The organism is Amycolatopsis sulphurea (assembly GCF_002564045.1).
Lineage (GTDB): Bacteria > Actinomycetota > Actinomycetes > Mycobacteriales > Pseudonocardiaceae > Amycolatopsis > Amycolatopsis sulphurea.
Window position 1 is genome coordinate 221176 of the sequence record NZ_PDJK01000002.1, and the last position, 20435, is coordinate 241610.

The window sequence follows — 20435 nt, forward strand, 5'->3', positions numbered from 1 at the left end:
GGCCGCCGAGATGCACACCCACGGCGATCCGGTCTGCCAGGGCACCCCCGGCAGTCCGCGACCACCGTGCCGCGGGACACGACGCCGACCCCGACCACTGGCACTGGCACTGGCACTGGCACTGGCACTGGCACTGGCACTGGCACTGGCACTGGCACTGGCACTGGCACTGGCACTGGCACTGGCACTGGCACTGGCACTGGCACTGGCACTGGCCGAGCTTGACCCGTCCGCAGCCGCGGCGGGGACCCGGTCCCGGTCGCTGTGGCCGCCGGTCGCCACCCCGGCGGTGTCCGGCATCACCGGCAACCCACCCCGTCCACCTGCGAAAACCACTCACCGCCCACCCCGAGGATGCACGTTCATACATAGTCATGCATAATCATTCCCATGTCCAAGGTGCTCACTTCCCTTCCCGTCGGCGAGCGGGTCGGTATCGCGTTCTCCGGTGGTCTCGACACGTCCGTTGCGGTGGCGTGGATGCGGGACAAGGGTGCGATCCCCTGCACTTACACCGCCGACATCGGCCAGTACGACGAGCCCGACATCGCGTCCGTGCCCGGGCGGGCCGGCAGCTACGGGGCCGAGCTGGCCCGGCTGGTGGACTGCAAGGAGGCGCTCGTCGAGGAGGGGCTCGCGGCGCTGACCTGCGGGGCGTTCCACATCCGCAGTGGCGGGCGCGGGTACTTCAACACCACCCCGCTCGGCCGTGCGGTCACCGGGACCCTCCTGGTCCGTGCCATGCTCGAAGACGACGTGCAGATCTGGGGCGACGGCTCCACCTACAAGGGCAACGACATCGAGCGGTTCTACCGCTACGGGCTGCTGGCCAACCCGTCCCTGCGCATCTACAAGCCGTGGCTCGACGCCGCGTTCGTGAGCGAGCTGGGCGGCCGCAAGGAGATGTCCGAGTGGCTGCAGGCGCACGACCTGCCCTACCGCGACAGCACCGAGAAGGCCTACTCCACCGACGCCAACATCTGGGGCGCCACGCACGAGGCGAAGTCCCTGGAGCACCTCGACACCGGCATCGAGATCGTCGAGCCGATCATGGGCGTGCGATTCTGGGACCCGAACGTGGAGATCCCGGCCGAGGACGTCACCATCGGCTTCGCGCAGGGGCGCCCGGTGAGCATCAACGGCAAGGAGTTCCCCACTTCGGTCGAGCTGGTGCTGGAGGCGAACGCCATCGGCGGGCGGCACGGCCTGGGCATGTCCGACCAGATCGAGAACCGGATCATCGAGGCGAAGAGCCGCGGGATCTACGAGGCGCCGGGCATGGCGCTGCTGCACGCGACCTACGAACGCCTGGTCAACGCCATCCACAACGAGGACACCCTGGCCAGCTACCACAACGAGGGCCGCCGCCTCGGACGGCTGATGTACGAGGGCCGCTGGCTGGACCCGCAGGCGATGATGCTGCGCGAATCGCTGCAGCGCTGGGTCGGCACCGCGATCACCGGCGAGGTCACCCTGCGCCTGCGCCGCGGCGAGGACTACTCGATCCTCGACACGTCCGGGCCGGCGTTCAGCTACCACCCGGACAAGCTGTCCATGGAACGCACCGAGGACTCCGCGTTCGGCCCGACCGACCGGATCGGCCAGCTGACCATGCGCAACCTCGACATCGCCGACTCCCGCGCGAAGCTCGAGCAGTACGCCGGGCTCGGCATGGTCGGCAGCTCCCACCCGGTCCTGATCGGCGCCGCGCAGGCCGCCGCCACGGGGCTGATCGGCGCGATGCCCGAGGGCGGCGCCGAGGCCATCGCCTCCCGTGGCCAGGCCGGTGACGACGAACTGCTGGACGGCGCGGCGATCGAATCCGGCACCGACTGACGCACCACGACGGCGCGGCCGCGGTGTGGGGAACCAATCCCGCAGGGTTCCCCACACCGCGGCACGACACCGCGACAGCACGACGGCACGGCTGCAGTGCGGAACCGATCCCGCAAGGTTCCCTCACCGCGGCACGGCAGCACCACCACGGCACGGCACCGCTGCAGTGCGGGGAACCGATCCGCAGGGTCCCCCGCACCACGGCACGGTACTGCTCATCTCGGCACAGGTCACCGCTGAACAACCCACCGCCCTACGACGCCAGGTTCACCCAGATACAGCGTCAGTTCAACGCGCTACCGACCGGCCGGGCACGATCACGGTGTCCGCGAGTTCCGCCGGCCCGTACGGTGGAGGCAGGGTGAACGCGCCAGCGTCGATTTCCGTTGCCGGGCCACAGATCCGCGCCACGTAGGCGAGTGCGCCGGGCGCCTCGATCGGGGCCAGATCGAACGGGACCTCCTCCACCACAAGTACTCAGTGGACAGTCAACGGCACGACCGACCCGCGGAAACGCCGTCAGGAACCGGCCCGTTCGCAGTCCTCGCACAGGCCCCACCAGGTCACCTCGGCCTGGTCGACCCGGAACCCGGGGACCTCGCCCGGGTGGAGACAGGGGCTGCTGCCGACCGCGCACGGCACGTCGCGGATCCGGCCGCAGCCGCGGCAGACGAGGTGGTGGTGGTTGTCGTGGGTCTCCAGTTCGAACCGCGCGGGCGAGCCGGCGGGCTCCAGCGGGCGCAGCAGCCGGGCGCCGACGAGGTCGTCGAGTACGTTGTAGAGGCCTTGCCGGGACAACCCGCCGAGGGCGTCTTCGGCCTGCAGGGCGGTGGCGATCTCCGCGGCGGTGACGTGCGGGGTGTGCGCGACGGCGGCCAGGACCGCCCGGCGCTGGGGAGTGTTCCGTAGTCCCTTCTCCCGCAGCCGGGCCGCCACCTCGTCCATAGCCGGATCGTACCTCCAGAGTTGACCGGATCCATTCTGAAGTGCACCGGTTCACAGAACCAGACTTGACCTTGTCCTAAAATTGACTGGATCAAATCTCAGCGCTAGAAAGGAAGCGTGCCCACCACCACCGCACCCCTCGACTCCGGCGCCCAGCTGCGGCGTGCCGGCCTGCGCGTGACCACCGTCCGGCAGGCCGTACTGGAGACCCTCGCCAAGCATCCGCATTGCACCGTGGCCGAATTGCTGCCCCAAGTCCGCCACCGGCTGCCCATGGTCTCGACCCGCGCGGTGCACGACGTCCTGGCCACCGGCGTCACCGCCGGGCTCGTCCGGCGGTTCGACCACGTCGGCATCGCCCAGCGCTACGAATCGGCCGCGCTCACCCATCCGCACCTGCTGTGCCACCGATGCGGACGGCTCGAAGCGCTGCCCGGATCGGTCGACGACCCGGCCGCGGAGCCCGCCACAGGTCTCTGCGCGCACTGCGCGAAAGAGTCCTGACCAGGGTTTTTACCTCTGAGGTAATGTACATACAGACAGAATGTACGTAGCCTTCGGGCATGACACCGCACGATGAACTCGGCCCGGCCCGGCAGGTCCGGCTGCCCCAGGGCGAGCTGCGCTACTTCGACCGCGGCACCGGCGCTCCGGTGGTGTTCGTGCACGGCGTACTGACCAGCGCCCTGCTCTGGCGGAAGGTCGTGCCTGCCGTGGCCGAGGCCGGATTCCGTTGCCTGGCACCGGATCTGCCGTTCGGCGCGCATCGGGTGGCGATGCGCGCGGACGCGGATCTGAGCGCCCCCGGCGCGGCGACCCTGTTCGGCGATTTCCTCGACGCGCTGGACCTGCGAGACGTCACCCTGGTCGCCAACGACACCGGCGGCGCGATCACCCAGCTGTTGCTCGCCCGGTACCCGGAGCGAGTCGGGCGAGTGGTGCTGACCCCGTCGGACAGCTTCGAGTACTTCTTCCCGCCGGTCTTCAAACCGCTGCCGGTGCTCGCCCGCGTCCCCGGTTCGATGGCGGTACTCGGGCAACTCCTGCGATTCAAGGCGCTCTACCCACTGCCGTTCGTGTTCGGCTGGGTCACGAAGCGGCCGATCCCGGACGACATCGCCCGGGAGTACCTGACGCCGCTGCGCACCTCAGCCGGCGTGCGACGGGATCTGCGCAAGCTGCTGCGTTCGGTGCACCCGCGGCACACGCTGGCCGCCGCGGAACGGTTGCGGACGTTCGACCGGCCGGTCCTGCTCGTGTGGCCGCCCGAGGAGAAGCTGTTCCCGATCAGCCTCGCGCACCGGCTGGCGGAGCTGTTGCCGCACGCGGAACTCGTGGAAGTCCCGGATTCCTACACCTTCGTCCCGGAAGACCAGCCGGACGTCCTCGCCGGGCACATCAAGCGCTTCGCGGCCGCCATGGCAGATTAGGCAGGTGCGACGTACCCAGCAGGAACGCTCCAACAGCACGCGAGCAGCGTTGATCAAGGCAGCCCGCGAACTGTTCGGCACCCGCGGGTACCACGACGTGCCCACCGAGGAGATCACCCGTACCGCCGGCGTCACCCGCGGCGCGCTCTACCACCACTTCAGCGACAAGCAGGGCCTGTTCCGCGCCGTGGTGGTGGAGGTGGAACGCGAACTGACCGCCGAGGTGGCCGCCTCGATGACCGGCCAAGACGACCTCCTCGGCGGGCTCGTCGTCGCGTTGAACGTGTTCCTGGACGCCTGCTTGCGGAAAGAGGTCCAGCGCATTTCCCTGACCGACGCCCCCGCGGTGCTGGGCTGGGCGGCCTTCCGCGAACTCGAAGCCGAGTACGGCCTCGGCATGCTGATGGAAACGCTCACACGGGCGCGGGAAGCCGGGCTCCTCGCCGACGTCCCGGTGCACGCGCTGGCCCAGCTCGTGCTGAGCGCGGTGATGGAGGCCGCCCGGATGATCGCCGAGGCCGCCGATCCGGACCAGGTCCGCGCGGACACCCAGCAGGTACTGGCGAACTGGCTGGGCGCGCTGATCCAGACCGGCTGAGCTCGGCCCCCTGGAAGAGAGGGTCACTCTGCGTGCCCGACTCTTGACGGAAATAACCCAACCCGAGTATGGTCCAGACCACATTCTCCCCCCTCTCCCCCCTCTCCGCCCGCGCGTCCCCCTGCCGCGGCGGCCGGTCGTGCCTTGCGCACGGTCTCCCGCGCCTCCCCGGCGTCGAAGCGGGCCCGGCTGTCGAAGGAGCCGAAAATGTCCCGTAAACGCACCCTTCTCACCGCGCTGGCCGGTACCGCACTCGCTCCGGTGCTGGTGCTGGCCGGTCCGGCCGCGATCGCCAGCGCGCATGGCTACGTGGACTCCCCGCCGAGCAGGCAGGCGCAATGCGCTAAGGGCATCGTGCCCTGCGGGAACGTCAAGTACGAACCGCAGAGCGTGGAAGGCCCGAAGGGGCTGCGTTCCTGCAACGGCGGGGTCGGCCGGTTCGGCGAGCTGAACGACGACGGCAAGGGCTGGCGGGCCACCCGAGTGGGCCGCACGGTGACCTTCACCTGGAAATTCACCGCCCGCCACCGCACCATCAACTACGAGTACTTCATCGGCAACCAGCGTGTCGCCGCCTTCGGCGCGGGTGGCCAGGCCCCGCCGGAAACCCTGACGCACCAAGTGAATCTCGGCAATCACACCGGTCGGCAGAAGGTGCTCGCGGTGTGGAACATCGCGGACACCGGCAACGCCTTCTACGCCTGCATCGACCTGCAGGTGGGCTGACGCCCGGCCCGGCGCTCCGGGGGGAAGGTAACGGGGCGCCGGGCCACCGCTCAGCGGGCGCCCTGATAAGCGCTGCCGCGGCCGCAGAGGAACCACCCCAGCGGGCCGAGGAACGGCGCGAAAAAGATCACGAGGATCAGCAGCAGCTTCAGCCCGCCGCCGAGCACGCTCACGAGCGCGCCGATGAACATCCCCGCCGGCAGGATCAGCACCGCGGCCAGCAGTGTGACCAGCCCGGCGGAAAGGCCGAAGGCCAGGGCCGACTCGGCGCTCGTGGACGAGTTCAGTGCGGCGAGGGTCATCGGGCGCGCTCCAGGGTCGGTACGGAGTCCACATCGGACTCTTCGGCCGATGCCGAGGAGTATGCCGGGACGGCCGGGGCCACCGGATCCCCTGCTCGGCCATTCCCGGCTTAAACCGAAAGTCGTATCGGGCACGGCGGGGACCGGTCCCGGACCGGATGGCTAGCGTCCGCGCCAGGCGCGTTCTCCGGCGCGGACGGCCCGCGCCTGCACTCCGTGTTCCAGCCGACAAAGGGGAAACCGTGAAGGCTCCGATCCTGCTCGGCGCGGCGATGCTGGCCGTGCCGTTCGTCACGACCGCACCATTCACCACAAGCCCGTCCTGCAGTCAGAGCGCGCTCCCCCAGGGCGTGGTTTGCGCGGCGGGCCGGTTGAAGATCACCAAGGGCGGCACGCCGGGCTGGCCGTTGACCTATGCGGGACAAGGCCGCCAGGTAAACGGGATCGACGTGGAAGCGGACAACGTCGTCGTCGACGGTTACACAATGGACGGTCCGAAGGCGCCGGGTATCGAGATCCACGGCAGCAACGTGACCGTGCGGAACACCACGATCAAGGCACCCAAAGGCGGCGACGGCGACGGTATCCGCTTCTTCGGCGACAACATCGGGATCCTGCACAACACCATCAGCGACACCGACAACAGCACCGGCGCGCACGCCGACTGCATGCAGACCTTCGCGACCGACGACGAGGACGTCGCGAGCAGGAACGTCGACATCGAGAACAACCGCTGCGAGCGGATCGACAACATGTGCCTGATGGCCGAAAGCCCGAACTCCGAAGCGGGTGACGGCAACGGCGAGGGCGTTTCGGAGGACTGGACGTTCAAAGGCAACTATTGCGAGACCAAGCAGGCCTCCCAGGCCGTGATGATCGACGACGTGCAGAACCTCTCCCTGGAGGGCAACACCTGGGCGGCCGGGCCGGACCACGCGATCGGCCTGCAGAACAAGTCCACCGGCGCGCACGTCAAGGACAACGAGCTCGATCCGTCCATCAAGTGCGAGGTCGGTATCGACAAGTCTGCACGCAAGGGTTACCAGGGGCCGGAGCCGAAGTGCGAACCGTGATCGTCGCGCCAGGTCATGCGCTGCGGGCGGCGCGCTCGCGGCGATCGACCTGATCGGCCTCGACGGGTTCGAATCCGCTTACCCGCGGGAGCTTTCCGGCGGCAACGCGTCGGGTTAGCCCGCGCGCTGGTGCTGGAGCCCGATCTGCTGATGGACGAGCCGTTCTCCGCGCTCGACGTGCTCACCGCGGAGAACCCGCGCGGCGAGCTGATGCGGCTGCGGACCGGGAAATGGTTCTCCACCAAGGGAATCTGCCTGGTCACGCACAACCTCGAGGAGGCCGTACAGCTCGCCGACCGGGTGCTGGTGCTCGGCTCCGGACCGGGCAGGCTGTGCGCCGAGGTCACCGTGGACCTGTCCCGGCCGCGCGAGCGCACGTCGCCGGGCTTCGCCGCGCTCGTCGACCGGCTCTACGACCTGCTCACCGGCCGCCGGGGAACCCGCCCCGGACGAGGCGACCCCGACTGCGCGGCCGCTGCCCGCCGCCTCGGTCGGCGGGCCGGCCGGGCTGGTGCACGCCAGGGGCGGGCGAGCGGATCTGCCCGAGCCGGTCGCGGACATCGGCTTCGAGATCGACGACCTGCTCCCGCTCGTGGACGCCGCAGCCCTGCTGTTCGTGGCCGGGGGCGGACCTGCACCTGACCCCGGTCGGGGAGCAGGTCACCACCGCGGACATCCAGCGCAGCAAGGCCGTCTTCGCCGCGCAGGCTCGGGAACGCGCGCACCATCTGCCGGGCACTCGCGGCCGGCGCGCACGGCCCCCTGCGCGCCGGGTTCTTCCCCGACCTGCTGCGCCGGGGCTTCTCCGCCGACGACGCCCAGCAGCAGCTGGACACCGCGATCGGCTGGGGCCGCTACGGTGAGCTGTCGACGCAGGGGGCCGCTGACCCTCGATCCGGCGAACGCTTGACCTTGACACCGTGCGAAGGTCTTCACTGGGTCCCGGAGGTGCTCGACATGAACCAGACCCAGCCCGACCGTCGTTCGCTGCGCACCGCGCTCGCGGCGGAGAACCCGTCGACCCGGCTCAAGGCGGCGCTGGCCGCAGGCACGCGGCCCGACGCCGAGCTGCTGGAGACGCTGGTGACCCGCTGCGCGGTCGAGCCGGACTTCTACGTTCGCGACATGCTCACCTGGGCGCTCACCCGGCAACCGGCCGGGAGCACCGTGCCGCGGCTGCTCGTGGAGCTGGGGTCCGGACGTCCGCAAGCGCGCAGCCAGGCGTTGCACACGCTGTCCAAGATCGGGGACCGGAGCGCCTGGCCGTCGATCACCCAGGCGCTGCTGCGCGACGCCGACGACGAGGTCGCGCGAAGCGCGTGGCGTGCCGCGGTCGTGCTCGTGCCGGAGGAGGAAAAGGCAGCGCTGGCAACGGAATTGGCCGCACAGCTCGGCCGCGGCGACCGTGCCGTGCAGCTGAGCCTCAGCCGGGCGCTCGTCGCGCTCGGCGAGGTGGCCGAACCGGCCCTGCGGGCCGCGCCGGCCGATGCCGGCCCCGGGGTGGCCGCCCACGCCCGGGCCACGGAGCTGCTCCTGCGTGACCCGGACGCCGGGTTCGACCAAGCGCTCGACGAGGCGAAGCGGATCGTCGCACTCGGCCCGGAACGGGCGGCGACATGCTGATCGGTGAGGTGGCGCGCCGCTCGGGGGTGAGTACCCGGATGCTCCGGCACTACGACTCCCTCGGGCTGGTGCGCCCGACGGGGCGGACGGTCTGCGGCTACCGCGAGTACTCCACCGAGGACATCCGCCGGATCTTCCACGTGGAGAGCCTGCGCTCGCTCGGGCTTTCGCTGCGGCAGATCGGCCGGGCGCTGGCCGATCCGGCGTTCACGCCCGCCGCGCTGGTCGGCGATCTCATCCGGCGGACCGAAGACCGGCTGCGGCAGGAACAGGAACTGCTCGACCGGCTGCGTGCGGTGGACGCTTCGGCGCCGGCGGGCTGGCAGGAGGTGCTGCGCATAGTGGCGTTGCTGCGCGGGCTCGGTTCGCCGAGCGCCGCGCAGCGGCAGCAGGCCGTGCTGGCCCCGGACGAGGAGACCCCGGTGCCCGCCGAACTGCTGGCCGAGGCGATCCTCGCGGAGTCCGATCCGAACGTCGCCGGCGCACTGCGGTGGGCCCTTGCCCGCGCGGGCGGCGACGGGGTGGCGAGCGTTTCCTCCGGCGTACGCTCGCCGAACCCCGCCGTCCGGGAACGCGCCGTACGCGCGATCGCCGAGCTGCCCGGCACCGAAGCGACCGAAGTGCTCGCATGTGCGCTCGAAGACCCGGAACCGGCTGTACGCAGGCATGCCGCGCTGGCCGCGGGGACGCGTGGCGTGACCGCGGCGGTGCCGGTCCTCGTCGGGATGGTCGTCGACGGCACCAGCGACGTCGAAGCCGCCGAGGTCCTGGGCACCCTGGCGCTGGCCCCGGAGTGCGCGGAGCAGATCACGGAGGCGCTGAGCGCGGAACTCGCCACGCCCGCGGCAAGTTCCGCGGTCCGTATCCGGCTGACCCAGGCACTCGCCGAGCTACCCGAGGCACTCGCGCGCGACCTGCTGCGACCGCTGACGCAGGACGCCGAAAGGCCCGTCGCCCTGCTCGCCTCAGCCCTGCTGGAGCGGCCCGGCTGACCCGCAGAAGGCACGCTCGGCCGCGAAGGGCTCCGGCGGAACGCGTACCCAGGTGCGATCCCACGCGCCGGTCAGGTTCCGCCAGAACCGGTCCAGCGACATCGGTTCCCGGGTGGACTCCCGGATCTCCGCGAGATCGCCGCAGGACAGCGCGTGCCGGGCGGCGGCCAGCTCCGCCGGGTCGAAGTCCCGCTGGAAGACGAAATTGCCGGTGCGCGCGACCGGCGCCGCCGGATCCGCATAGTCGGCCAGCAGCCAGATGTTGCTGAGCGGCTTGGAATGGCCCGGTTTGCCGGGCGGGAAGGCGAACCTCGCACCGACCGGATTGGCCAGGCCCCAGAAGTCGACGATCGCCACGTCGGGCGGCGCCAGCATGCCGGCCGTGCCGAGGTACACGCCGACCACCGCCGCCCTGGCCGGCAGATCCTTGCGCAGCGGGGCGGTGAGGATCTCGTTGTGCACGCCCTGGTAGACCAGCGTCCCCCGGCCGGAGTTGCGCGCGGCCTCCACCGCGGCCGCGAGGTCCCGCTGCTGCCGGGTGTAGTCCTCGGTTTGGGTGGGGTTGTCGGTGTGGGTCCAGGACACGTAGTAGGCACGCTCGTCATCAATCGCGCGCACCGGGCCAGGAGCTTCGTGGTAGCGGCCCGAACCGGCGTACAGCGGCACCCACGCGACGATCACCAGTGCGAGCGCGCCTCCCGTACGCGACCACCGGAGCACGAGGACGGGCAGCAACAGGAGGAACAGCACCGGCAGCAGCATGCGGGCGTGCATGTAGTCGCCGCCCACCTTCAGCACGTACACAAGCAGCAGCAGGCCCGCCACCACCGGCGTCAACGTCACGATCAGGTCGGCCCGGTAAGCGCGTACGCGACGTACGAGCGCGGCCAGCCCCACCGTGAGCAGCACGAGCGGGAGCCACAGGAAGTACGGGTCGGCGAAGTCGGTCAGGTAGCGGAAACCCCGGCCCCACAGGGAGGCATCGGCGTTCTTGGTGAGTGCCGGCAGCGGCACCACGATGCCGTAGTACCCCATGCGGAAGATCTCGTAGCCGAACGGCAGCGCGGCAGCGGCACCGGCCGCCGCGAGGACCACCCGCCACCCCGGCCGGGCCAGCAGCCACAGCCCGGCCAGGAACACCAGGGCGACCACGGTCAGCTCCGGCCGTACGAGCGGGCCGAGGCCGAACACGAAGGCCGCACCGGCGATCGCCGGACCCGAGGTGCTTTCCCGCAGCCGGACGAGCAGCCACCAGCAGCCCGCCATCCAGCAGGTGGTGAGCCCGGTCTCCAGTCCCGAAGTCGCGTACTCCCACACCGGGGGCAGCGCGAGCAGGACCACCACCCCGGCCGGCAGCAGCCAGGCCGCGGCCCGAGCGTGCAGCCGCTGGGTCGCGGCCACCGCGAGCGCGAATCCGGCCGTGGTCAGCGCCAGCCCGAGCAGCCAGGAAATCGTGGCGGTGTCGGTTTTCCCGGAAACGAATCCGGCGCCTGCGAGCAGCCATTGCCACAACACACCGGTGGACGTTTCCACGCGTTCCCCGGCCGAATAGACCGGTCCATTCCCCGACAGGATCTGCTCGACCGCCCGGGTGTAGATGAGCGCGTCGTCGCAAATCCACCGGGCCAGATAGCCGAGCACCGCGATGACCAGCGCGGAAACCAGCGGAAGAGCGCTGTTCCGCCACCGCGGCGCCCGTGCCTGCGGGAGGTCGAGTGGGGGTAGGACGGTGCGCGGCAATGCATCAGGAATGGTTTTCACGGCAGTACAAGACCTCGGATCTGAAAGAAAAGGCGCTGGGCCCGATCAGCCGGCCCCGGCAGGGTTCCGGCAAAGTTGGTCGGGGACCCGGCAGCAGGCGATGGAGGTGTGTGCGACACCACCCCGTGGCGTGCGCCGGACCGATTTCGGGTCTGTGAAGGGGCCCTTCACGGACTCAGAGTCCGTGAAGGGCCCCTTCACAGACCTCCACACCGACTTTGCCGACGCCCTGGCCGGCCGCGGTGCCGGAACGGACTGCTGGATCGGATCGGGCGGCTCGGCCCCGATGCGGCCGGAGGTCGCGGGCCGTTCACCACCCGGATGCGCACGACCATCGGCTGAGGCTCGGTGGGGGTGGTGGAGAAGCCCCTCCGCTCTTCTTGCGGCAGCAGCCGAGAACGGGTCCGGCCGCCCGGCGAAACCCTGCCGTAGCAAGGGAAACCGCGGCCGGGTTGCAGGCTCGCCACCAGAACAGGCCGAGCCCCTTGCCCAGCAGCCGGTGCGGGGCAGGTCGCTCCGGATGCGGCCGGTCACGGCCGCTCTCTGCCGGGAGCGCACAGTCGCAGGAGACCCCTCGGCCCAGCACCCGGTCGAGCAAGCAACTTCACCCGACCGTGCGATAGCTGCCGGACCACGCCGTGCCCGTGCCCGGCGCTGGTCCGCGAACGCGACCAGCACCAGGAACTTCTGTTCGGACATGCCGGTCGCCGCCACCGGCCATATATATCACCGAACGATGGATACCGCCGTTCGGGTTATAGCTCCCGCCTCAGAGCACCGCCAGCGGCAACGCCGTCGGGTGAACCGGGGCAGGCAGATCCGAGGCACCGGTGAGATAGCTGTCCACGGCATGGGCCACCGAGCGGCCTTCCGCGATCGCCCACACCACCAGGGAAGCGCCACGGTGTGCGTCGCCGCAGACGAAGACGCCGGGGGTTTCGGTCTGCCAGTCCGCGCCGCAGGACAACGTGCCACGACGGGTCAGGGACAGGCCGAGGCCCGCCAGCAGCGGCATCTCCTCCACGCCCTCGAACCCGATCGCCAGCAGCACCAGATCCGCGGGCAGCGTCTCCACCTCGTCGTTGACCGGCCGTACCTCGCGCCGGCCGGTCTCCGGGTCCTTGTGCACACGCACCTGCTGGAGCTCGATCGCGGCGACGTTGCCCTCACCGTCGTCCACGAACCGGCGCACGGCCACCCCGAACCGCCGCTCGCCCGCCTCTTCGTGCGCCGGGTAGGTGCGCAGGATGTAGGGCCAAGTCGGCCACGGCGAACGCTCGTCGTCACGGTCCGCGGGCGGAATCGGGTACTGGTCGAGCTGCGTGACCGAAAGCGCGCCCTGTCGAGTGGCGGTGCCGTAGGAATCCGCGCCGGTGTCCCCGCCGCCGATGATGACGACGTGCCGGCCCTTCGCGTCGATCGGCGAGGGGCCGTCGCCCTCCACGGCCCGGTTGGCCGGCACCAGGTGCTCCATGGCCAGATGGATGCCGGACAGCTCGCGTCCGGGCGTCGTGCGGTCGTCGCGGCCGCGCAGCGCGCCCACCGCGAGCACCACCGCGTCGTACTGCGCACGCAGGTCCGCCACGGTGAGGTCGACGCCGACCTCGCAGCCGGTGACGAACTTCGTGCCCTCCTTGCGCAGCTGCGCAAGGCGGCGGTCGAGGACCTTCTTCTCCATCTTGAACTCGGGAATGCCGTACCGCAGCAAGCCGCCGAGCCGGTCGTCCCGCTCGAACACGGTGACCTCGTGACCGGCCCGGGTCAGCTGCTGCGCGGCGGCCAGCCCGGCCGGGCCGGACCCGACCACGGCCACCCGCTGCCCCGAGGACACCTCGGCCACCTGCGGCTGCACCGAACCGGAGGCCCAGGACCGCGCCGCGATCGCCTCCTCGACGCGTTTGATCGCCACCGCCCCGCCGGCCTGCGGCGAGATCGCCAGCACGCACCCGGACTCGCACGGCGCCGGGCACAGCTTCCCAGTGAACTCGGGGAAGTTGTTGGTCGCGTGCAACCGATCCGAGGCCGCCGCCCAGTCGCCGACGCGGACCAGGTCGTTCCACTCCGGGATCAGATTGCCCAGCGGGCAACCGGAAGCGCCGGAATGACAGAACGGGATCCCGCAGTCCATACAACGGGAGGCCTGCGTGCGCACCGCTTCGGCGCGCTCGACGGCGTCGGCCTCCGCATACACCTCGCCCCAGGAGGCGAGACGGTCCTCTGTGGACCTCTTCTTCGGCTCTTCGCGCCGGTGCTTGAGAAAACCGTTCGGGTCAGCCACGAGCGGCCTCCGTTTCCCGCGCGCCGAAGGCTGTGAAGGGACCCTTCACAGCCTCTGAGTCCGTGAAGGGTCCCTTCACGGCATGGGAGCCGTGCTGGTCAGCCACGAGCGGCCTCCATGATCGCTTCGTCGACGTCGCGGCCGGCGGCCCGTGCCGCCTTCGCCGCATCGAGGACCCGCCGGTAGTCGCGCGGCATCACCTTGGTGAACGCCGCCGCGCGCCGCGTCCAGTCGCCGAGCAGGGAGGCGGCGACGGCCGAGCCGGTGTGGTCGTGGTGCTTGCGGACGATCTCCTTGAGCCAGGCCAGATCCTCGGCGTCCGGCGGCAGCAGGTCCACCATCTCGCCGTTCACCTTGGCCCGGTCGAGATCCAGCACGTACGCGGCGCCGCCGGACATGCCCGCGGCCACGTTGCGCCCGGTCGGCCCGAGCACCACGGCCCGGCCGCCGGTCATGTACTCGAAGGCGTGGTCGCCGACGCCCTCGGCGACCACGGTCGCGCCGGAGTTGCGGACGCAGAACCGCTCCCCCACCTGGCCGCGCAGGAACATCTCGCCGCTGGTCGCGCCGTAGGCGAGCGTGTTACCCGCGATCGTCTGGCGTTCCGCGGCGAAGCTCGCCGCCGGATCGGGACGGACCACGATCCGCCCGCCGGACAGGCCCTTGCCCACGTAGTCGTTGGCGTCGCCGGCCAGATCGAGGGTGATCCCGCTCGGCAGGAAGGCCCCGAGCGACTGCCCGGCGGACCCGGTGAGCCGCACGTGGATCGTGTCGTCCGGCAGACCCGCCCCACCGTAACGGCGGGTGACCTCCGAGCCGAGCAACGTGCCGACGGTGCGGTTGACGTTGCGCACCGGCAGCTCCAGCCGGACCGGGTGCGCGTCCTCCAGCGCGGCTTCGGCGAGCTGGATCAGCGTGCGGTCCAGCGCGTGCTCCAGCCCGTGGTCCTGCGTGCGCACCCGCCGCTTCGTCCCGCCGTACGGGGTCTCGGCGGGCATGTCGAAGATCGGCGCGAGGTCCAGCCCGGCGGCCTTCCAGTGCGTGACCGCCTCGTCGGTGTCGAGCACCTCGGCATGCCCGATCGCCTCGTCGAGCGTGCGGAAACCCAGCTGCGCCAAGGTTTCCCGGACCTCCTGGGCGATGAACTCGAAGTACCGCACGACATGATCGGCCTGTCCGGTGTAACGGCTGCGCAGCTCGGGGTTCTGCGTCGCGACACCGACCGGGCAGGTGTCCAGATGGCACACGCGCATCATCACGCAGCCCGCGACGACGAGGGGGGCCGTCGCGAAGCCGTACTCCTCGGCACCGAGCAGCGCGGCGATCACCACGTCGCGGCCGGTCTTGAGGGCACCGTCCACCTGCACCGTGATCCGGTCGCGCAAACCGTTGAGCAGCAACGTCTGCTGGGTCTCGGCGAGGCCGATCTCCCAGGGCGTGCCCGCGTGCTTGAGCGAGTTCATCGGCGACGCACCGGTGCCGCCGTCATACCCGGAAATGAGCACCACGTCCGCGTGTGCCTTGGACACCCCGGCCGCGACCGTGCCCACACCGAGCGAGGACACCAGCTTCACATGCACGCGGGCACGCTCGTTCGCGTTCTTGAGATCGTGGATCAGCTGCGCGAGGTCCTCAATGGAGTAGATGTCGTGATGCGGCGGCGGCGAGATCAGCCCGACGCCCGGCGTGGAATGCCGAGTGCGCGCGATCCACGGGTACACCTTGTTCGGCGGCAGCTGCCCGCCCTCGCCGGGTTTCGCGCCCTGCGCCATCTTGATCTGGATGTCGTCCGCGTTGACGAGGTACTCGCTCGTGACACCGAACCGGCCGCTCGCGACCTGCTTGATCGCACTGCGCCGATGCTCGTCGTAGAGCCGCTCGGGGTCCTCGCCGCCCTCGCCGGTGTTGGACCGGCCGCCGATCCGGTTCATCGCGATCGCCAGCGTCTCGTGCGCCTCGGCGGAGATGGAACCGTAGGACATCGCGCCGGTGTTGAACCGCCGCATGATCGCCTCGGCGGGCTCGACCTCGTCGATCGGCACCGGCTCGCGGTCGCGGAACCCGAACAGCCCGCGCAGCGTCCCGCCCTCGCGGTAGAGCCGGTGCACTTCGTCGCGATAGGACCGGTACACCTCGTCCCGGCCGGTCTTCGACGCGTGCTGCAGCAGGAACACCGTCTCCGGGGTGAACAGGTGCAGCTCGCCCTCGCGGCGATAGGCGTACTCGCCGCCGGTTTCGAGTCCACGGTGGACCCGATCGGTCGGGTTGTCCGGGTAGGCCCGCCGGTGCCGCACCGCGACCTCCTCGGCCAGCACCTCCAGCCCGGCCCCGCCCAGCTTCGAGGCGGTACCGGTGAAGTACTCGTCGAGCAGTTCCTGGCTCAGCCCGAGGGATTCGAACGCCTGCGCCGCGGTGTAGGCGCCGACTGTGGAGATGCCCATTTTGGACATGATCTTCAGCACGCCCTTGACCAGCGCCTGCACGTAGTTGCGGATCGCCTTGGCCGGCTCCAGCCCGAGGCCCCCGCCGCGTGCGATCAGGTCCTCGATGGTCTCGAACGCCAGGTACGGGTTCACCGCCGCGGCCCCGTAGCCCAGCAGCAGCGCGACGTGGTGCACCTCGCGGGCGTCCCCGGTCTCCACCACCAGCGCCACCCGCAGCCGTTCCTTGGTGCGCACCAGGTGGTGGTGCACCGCGGAAACCAGCAGCAGGGACGGGATCGGCGCCATCCGGTGGTCGGAGTCGCGATCGGAGAGCACCAGCGTGCGCGCGCCCGCCGCGATCGCCTCGGAGGCCTCGCGGCGCACCCGCTCCAGCGCGCCGCGCAGCGCCGCCCCGCCACCGTCCACTTCATACAGTCCGGAAAGGACACTGCAGGCGAAGCCGGGGAGATCGCCGTCGTCGTTGACGTGGATGAGCTTGGCCAGCTCGTCGTTGTCGATCACCGGATAGGGCAGGTTCAGGTGCCGGCAGGAGGCCGGGCCGGGGGCGAGCAGGTTGCGCTCCGGGCCCATGATCCGGCTCAGCGAGGTGACCATCTCCTCGCGGATCGCGTCCAGCGGCGGATTGGTCACCTGCGCGAAGTTCTGCTTGAAGTACTCGTAGAGCAGCCGGGACCGCCGGGACAGCACGGCGATCGGGGTGTCCGAGCCCATCGAGCCGATCGGCTCCGCGCCCTTGGCCGCCATCGGCGCGAGCAGGATCTTCAGCTCCTCCTCGGTGTAGCCGAAGGCGAGCTGACGGCGCAGCACCGAATCATGGCTCTGCACCACGTGATCACGGTCGGGCAGGTCGGCCAGCTTGAGCAGCCCGGCGTGCAGCCAGTCCCCGTAGCGCTGGTCGGCCGCGAGCCCGGACTTGATCTCCTCGTCGTCCACGATCCGCCCGGCCGCGGTGTCCACCAGGAACATCCGGCCCGGCTGGAGCCGGCCCTTGGCCACCACCTCGGCCGGCGGCACGTCGAGCACGCCGGCCTCGCTGGCCAGCACCACGCGGTCGTCGGCGGTGCGCCACCAGCGCGCCGGACGCAGGCCGTTGCGGTCGAGCACCGCGCCGACCAGCGTGCCGTCGGTGAAGGTGACGCAGGCCGGGCCGTCCCACGGCTCCATCAGGCTCGCGTGGAACTGGTAGAACGCGCGCCGCCGCGCATCCATGGAGGTGTGGTTCTCCCACGCCTCCGGGATCATCATCAGCACCGCGTGCGGCAGCGACCGGCCCGCCAGGTGCAGCAGCTCCAGCACCTCGTCGAAGGAGGCCGAATCCGAGGCGTCCGCCGTGCAGATCGGGAACAGCCGGGTCAGATCGCCCGGGAGCAGATCCGATTCCAGCAGCGCCTCGCGGGCGCGCATCCGGTTGCGGTTGCCGCGGATGGTGTTGATCTCGCCGTTGTGCGCCACGAACCGGAACGGGTGCGCGAGCGGCCATGAGGGAAAGGTGTTGGTGGAGAACCGGGAATGCACCAGCGCGATCGCACTGGCCAGCCGGCGGTCGGTGAGATCGGTGAAGAACCGCGGCAGCTGCCCCGGAGTCACCATGCCCTTGTAGACGAGGGTGCGCGCGGACAGCGACGGGAAATAGGTCCCGCAGCCGGCCGCCAGGCTCTCGTGCTCCACGCGCTTGCGCAGGCAGAATGCCAGCCGATCGAGCGCCAGGCCGGTCTCCCCGTGCGGGGAGGCGACGAACAGCATCGCGAAGTGCGGCATCACCGCACGCGCGGTGGGACCGATGTCCGCGCCGTCCGGGTCCACCGGAACCTCGCGCCAGCCGAGGACGGCCAGGCCTTCCTCGCGCGCGATCCGCTCGATCAGCCCGGCCGCCTTGCGGCGCTGCTCGGCCTCGGCGGGCAGGAACGCTATCCCGGCCGCGTACCCGCCGCCGGCGGGCAACTCGAAGCCGGCCTCGGCGCGCAGCAGCTCGTCGGGCAGCTGCAGCAGGATGCCCGCGCCGTCGCCGCTGGTCGGCTCGGCGCCGGCGGCCCCGCGATGGTCCAGATTGGTCAGCGCGGTCAGCCCGTCGGCGACGATGCCGTGCGAGCGTCGGCCCCGGACGTCGGCCACCATGGCGACGCCGCAGGAGTCCTGTTCGGTCGACGGGTCGTACAGACCCTGTTTGCCGGGGATGGCGGAGAAGATCATGAAGGGACCTCCTTCGTCGTTTCGTGCGATAGCCGGCGAGCCGGCCGCGGGGCGCACGGGACGACGATGGCCCGCTTGTTAGCGCGACTTTAACACCTGGGAAACACCGGAGCAGCCCGCCGGAGCACCTGTGACCGGCCCGGACGGTAACGATCCGGCTGCGCGGAACGACGTAGTTCCTGATGGGGACCAGCCGGCCCGGTACCCGGATGATACGTCCCGCCGGCCCCGGCACCGCGCCGGACGTCCTCCCCGCCTGGTTTGTCCTGCTTACTCCCGATTTGTCCGGTTGTCTCGCTCAAGCCGGGGAAATTCCCGGAACCGTGGATCGCCCGGGTCCGTCCACTGCCATAGTGTTCGGCAATCACGAGTTCCCCGGGGAGGGATTTCCAGTGTCTTTCGAGGTGAACCCGCAATCGATGCGGGACTACGCCCAGGCGGTGGACGGCCTGCACGACGCGGTCGCCAAAATCAGGGAGTACATGCAGGGCACCGCCTGCGACAAGTCCGGGTTCACCGGCCTGTTCGTCGTCCTGCAACCGGTGGTCGACCTGGTCGGCAACCTCTACGGCGAGACGCTGAAGTTCGGCGACGAGCGGCTCACCGCGCTCGCCGGCGGCATGCGCTCGGCCGCCGACCACTACCAGCGCCACGACGACAACACCGCGACGATCCTCGCCCAGTTCGGCATGAAGGCGGACGAGCTCGACAGCGGCATCCAGGCCTGAGAGGGGCAAGCAGATGGCCAGGCACGGACACGGCGGATCCCACGGCGGGGGTTCGCACACCGGGGGAAGGCACCGGGGCGGCTCGGACGACGGGGGCACGCCGCGCGGGGGTACGCACACCGGCGGCGATCGGCCGCCCCACGACGACCCGAACTCCCGGCCCGGCTCCGATCCGGGCTCGGGCTCGGGCTCGGGCCACGACACCGGCACGCGGCGCCACCCGGACGACGGCGGTGACACCACCACTCCCAGCAGTACCGGCAGTGACGGCGGCCATGGCCGGGACGGCCGCGATGGGCGCGACGGCCGCGATGGACGGGACGGCGAAGGCGGTCGCGGTGGCGAAGGGGGCAACGGCGGAGACGGCGGTAACGGAGGCGACGGCGGTTCGGGAGGTGACGGCGGCTCCGGTGGCGACGATGGTCAGGGCGGCGAAGGCGGTTCGGACGGCACCAGCGCCGGCCCGGGCGGCTACGACGACGGCGGTTCGATCACCGAATCGCTGCAGCCGCCGGAGGACACGTCCGGCGAAGACGTCCAGGACCTGATCAAGGACGCCGGCGTCGAGGTGATGGCCGTGGAGTGGGTGTACCAGAAGTTCACCGGCACCACGCTCACCCAGCAGTTCATCGAACCGCTCACCGGCGATTTCTCGAAGATGTCCGCGGACGCGGAGGCCTGGCGCAACATCGCCGAGTCGATGAAGGCGTTCTCCGCCGTGATGGTGGCCAACGAGGGCGTCCTCGGCGAAAGCTGGACCGGGCTCGCCGCGACCGCGCACAAGGCCTATGTGGACCTCGGCTGGCGAGCCGGGCTGACCGCCGAGGCGGGCATCGCCGAGCTGATCGCGAAGGGCTTCGACCTGCTCGCGGACACCTCGAAGAAGCTCGCCGCGAAAGCGCTGGATCTACTCAAGAGCCTGATCGACCGGCTGCTGGTGATGGCCGCCGAGGCCTGCATCCCGATCGCCGGCTGGATCGCCGACGCGATCACCGCGCTGTCCGAACTGCTGCCGCTGATCAACGCGCTGATCTCGATCATCGACATGATCTCCGACATCATCGAGAAGGTCGGCGATCTGTGGAACTCGATCAAGGACATCGGCTCGCAGCTGGCCAAGATCAAGGACATCCACAGCATCGGCGACGCGGTCGACATCGCCAAGAACATCGGCGGCGACGTGAAGAGCATCAAGGACGACGCGGGCGACATCGTCGACAACGCCGGGGACATCAAGGACACCGCGAAGGAAGGCGCCGAGGAGTCCGACAAGCGGCACGAGGAGAACGAGAACCGGCGCACCGCCCGCGAGGGCGGTCGCGAGGAGAGCAATCACGATGACGGCAATGCCGGCTCGTCCCCGGCTTCCCGGGACAGCTCGTCCTCGCGCGCGCCGAACAGCTCGGACGGCTCCGACGACTCGGGCCGCACCCCGGCGCGCTCCGGCAGTGGCCGGATCAGCGGCCGGATCGACGACTAGCCGGATCGACGACGAGGAGGAACAAACCG

17 protein-coding genes and 1 pseudogene are annotated in these 20435 nt (G+C 70.5%); 12 read left to right on the top strand and 6 right to left on the bottom strand.

Annotation, left to right across the window (positions count from 1 at the left end):
* Positions 1–390 precede the first annotated feature (390 nt).
* Positions 391–1836 (top strand): argininosuccinate synthase, encoded by a 1446-nt coding sequence (gene argG / locus ATK36_RS07035; RefSeq protein WP_098510529.1) that lies wholly within the window; start codon positions 391–393, stop codon positions 1834–1836.
* 288 nt (positions 1837–2124) lie between these two features.
* Here the strand turns inward: argG and ATK36_RS07040 are convergent, their stop codons facing one another.
* Positions 2125–2304: a hypothetical protein gene (locus ATK36_RS07040; RefSeq protein ID WP_211291827.1), complete on the bottom strand. Its 180-nt coding sequence runs from the start codon at positions 2302–2304 to the stop codon at positions 2125–2127.
* Positions 2305–2355: 51 nt separating this feature from the next.
* Complete coding sequence (locus ATK36_RS07045; RefSeq protein WP_098510530.1) at positions 2356–2781, bottom strand: Fur family transcriptional regulator; 426 nt, start codon at positions 2779–2781, stop codon at positions 2356–2358.
* Between the two features lie 117 nt (positions 2782–2898).
* Here ATK36_RS07045 and ATK36_RS07050 point away from each other — a divergent pair, with 117 nt between their 5' ends.
* The 4 genes from ATK36_RS07050 to ATK36_RS07065 all read left to right on the top strand — a co-directional run bounded on the left by ATK36_RS07050 (position 2899) and on the right by ATK36_RS07065 (position 5535).
* Positions 2899–3285 carry a Fur family transcriptional regulator gene (locus ATK36_RS07050; protein WP_098510531.1) on the top strand — a complete coding sequence of 129 codons (387 nt, stop codon included), beginning with the start codon at positions 2899–2901 and terminating at the stop codon, positions 3283–3285.
* 59 nt (positions 3286–3344) lie between these two features.
* Positions 3345–4211 (top strand): alpha/beta fold hydrolase, encoded by an 867-nt coding sequence (locus ATK36_RS07055; protein ID WP_098510532.1) that lies wholly within the window; start codon positions 3345–3347, stop codon positions 4209–4211.
* A gap of 4 nt (positions 4212–4215) precedes the next feature.
* Entirely contained in the window at positions 4216–4809 is a 594-nt protein-coding gene (locus tag ATK36_RS07060) for a TetR/AcrR family transcriptional regulator (RefSeq protein ID WP_098510533.1), read from the top strand.
* A 207-nt stretch (positions 4810–5016) separates the two neighbouring features.
* On the top strand, positions 5017–5535 hold the full coding sequence (locus tag ATK36_RS07065; RefSeq protein ID WP_098510534.1) for a lytic polysaccharide monooxygenase auxiliary activity family 9 protein: 519 nt from the start codon (positions 5017–5019) through the stop codon (positions 5533–5535).
* 50 nt (positions 5536–5585) lie between these two features.
* Here ATK36_RS07065 and ATK36_RS07070 read toward each other — a convergent pair whose 3' ends face one another.
* Positions 5586–5837 carry a hypothetical protein gene (locus ATK36_RS07070; protein ID WP_098510535.1) on the bottom strand — a complete coding sequence of 84 codons (252 nt, stop codon included), beginning with the start codon at positions 5835–5837 and terminating at the stop codon, positions 5586–5588.
* Between the two features lie 242 nt (positions 5838–6079).
* On the opposite strand from ATK36_RS07070, the gene ATK36_RS07075 reads away from it, so the two are divergent.
* The 5 genes and pseudogenes from ATK36_RS07075 to ATK36_RS07090 all read left to right on the top strand — a co-directional run bounded on the left by ATK36_RS07075 (position 6080) and on the right by ATK36_RS07090 (position 9525).
* Entirely contained in the window at positions 6080–6910 is an 831-nt protein-coding gene (locus ATK36_RS07075) for a right-handed parallel beta-helix repeat-containing protein (RefSeq protein WP_245914477.1), read from the top strand.
* Between the two features lie 129 nt (positions 6911–7039).
* The gene (locus ATK36_RS32810) at positions 7040–7552 is read left to right on the top strand and encodes a hypothetical protein (RefSeq protein ID WP_211291828.1); all 513 of its coding nucleotides are present in this window, start codon (positions 7040–7042) and stop codon (positions 7550–7552) included.
* Between the two features lie 120 nt (positions 7553–7672).
* A pseudogene (locus ATK36_RS34620) lies at positions 7673–7717 on the top strand (hypothetical protein); the annotation flags it as partial.
* A 150-nt stretch (positions 7718–7867) separates the two neighbouring features.
* A complete protein-coding gene (locus ATK36_RS07085; RefSeq protein WP_098514700.1) occupies positions 7868–8533 on the top strand; it encodes a HEAT repeat domain-containing protein in 666 nt (221 codons plus the stop codon).
* Positions 8527–9525 carry a HEAT repeat domain-containing protein gene (locus ATK36_RS07090; RefSeq protein ID WP_098510536.1) on the top strand — a complete coding sequence of 333 codons (999 nt, stop codon included), beginning with the start codon at positions 8527–8529 and terminating at the stop codon, positions 9523–9525. The genes ATK36_RS07085 and ATK36_RS07090 overlap by 7 nt, the downstream gene beginning before the upstream one ends.
* Here the strand turns inward: ATK36_RS07090 and ATK36_RS07095 are convergent.
* The 3 genes from ATK36_RS07095 to gltB form a co-directional block, all read right to left on the bottom strand.
* Positions 9499–11286: an arabinofuranosyltransferase AftB family protein gene (locus ATK36_RS07095; protein ID WP_211291829.1), complete on the bottom strand. Its 1788-nt coding sequence runs from the start codon at positions 11284–11286 to the stop codon at positions 9499–9501. The two genes, ATK36_RS07090 and ATK36_RS07095, sit on opposite strands and share 27 nt — an antisense overlap.
* Before the next feature lie 769 nt (positions 11287–12055).
* A complete protein-coding gene (locus ATK36_RS07100; protein WP_098510537.1) occupies positions 12056–13564 on the bottom strand; it encodes a glutamate synthase subunit beta in 1509 nt (502 codons plus the stop codon).
* 98 nt (positions 13565–13662) lie between these two features.
* Positions 13663–18198, bottom strand: coding sequence for a glutamate synthase large subunit (gene gltB, locus ATK36_RS07105; protein ID WP_098510538.1), 4536 nt, complete (start codon positions 18196–18198; stop codon positions 13663–13665).
* Positions 18199–18590: 392 nt separating this feature from the next.
* On the opposite strand from gltB, the gene ATK36_RS07110 reads away from it, so the two are divergent.
* Positions 18591–18926 carry a hypothetical protein gene (locus ATK36_RS07110; RefSeq protein ID WP_233573761.1) on the top strand — a complete coding sequence of 112 codons (336 nt, stop codon included), beginning with the start codon at positions 18591–18593 and terminating at the stop codon, positions 18924–18926.
* Between the two features lie 13 nt (positions 18927–18939).
* On the top strand, positions 18940–20406 hold the full coding sequence (locus ATK36_RS07115; protein WP_098510539.1) for a hypothetical protein: 1467 nt from the start codon (positions 18940–18942) through the stop codon (positions 20404–20406).
* The last annotated feature ends 29 nt before the right edge of the window (positions 20407–20435 follow it).

Bases quoted from the DNA above. Each gene is read 5' to 3' on its own strand.
- argG (WP_098510529.1), top strand. From the start codon at position 391: ATGTCCAAGGTGCTCACTTCCCTTCCCGTCGGCGAGCGGGTCGGTATC.
- ATK36_RS07045 (WP_098510530.1), bottom strand. From the start codon at position 2,781: ATGGACGAGGTGGCGGCCCGGCTGCGGGAGAAGGGACTACGGAACACT.
- ATK36_RS07055 (WP_098510532.1), top strand. From the start codon at position 3,345: ATGACACCGCACGATGAACTCGGCCCGGCCCGGCAGGTCCGGCTGCCC.
- ATK36_RS07065 (WP_098510534.1), top strand. From the start codon at position 5,017: ATGTCCCGTAAACGCACCCTTCTCACCGCGCTGGCCGGTACCGCACTC.
- ATK36_RS07070 (WP_098510535.1), bottom strand. From the start codon at position 5,837: ATGACCCTCGCCGCACTGAACTCGTCCACGAGCGCCGAGTCGGCCCTG.
- ATK36_RS07085 (WP_098514700.1), top strand. From the start codon at position 7,868: ATGAACCAGACCCAGCCCGACCGTCGTTCGCTGCGCACCGCGCTCGCG.
- ATK36_RS07090 (WP_098510536.1), top strand. From the start codon at position 8,527: ATGCTGATCGGTGAGGTGGCGCGCCGCTCGGGGGTGAGTACCCGGATG.
- gltB (WP_098510538.1), bottom strand. From the start codon at position 18,198: ATGATCTTCTCCGCCATCCCCGGCAAACAGGGTCTGTACGACCCGTCG.
- ATK36_RS07115 (WP_098510539.1), top strand. From the start codon at position 18,940: ATGGCCAGGCACGGACACGGCGGATCCCACGGCGGGGGTTCGCACACC.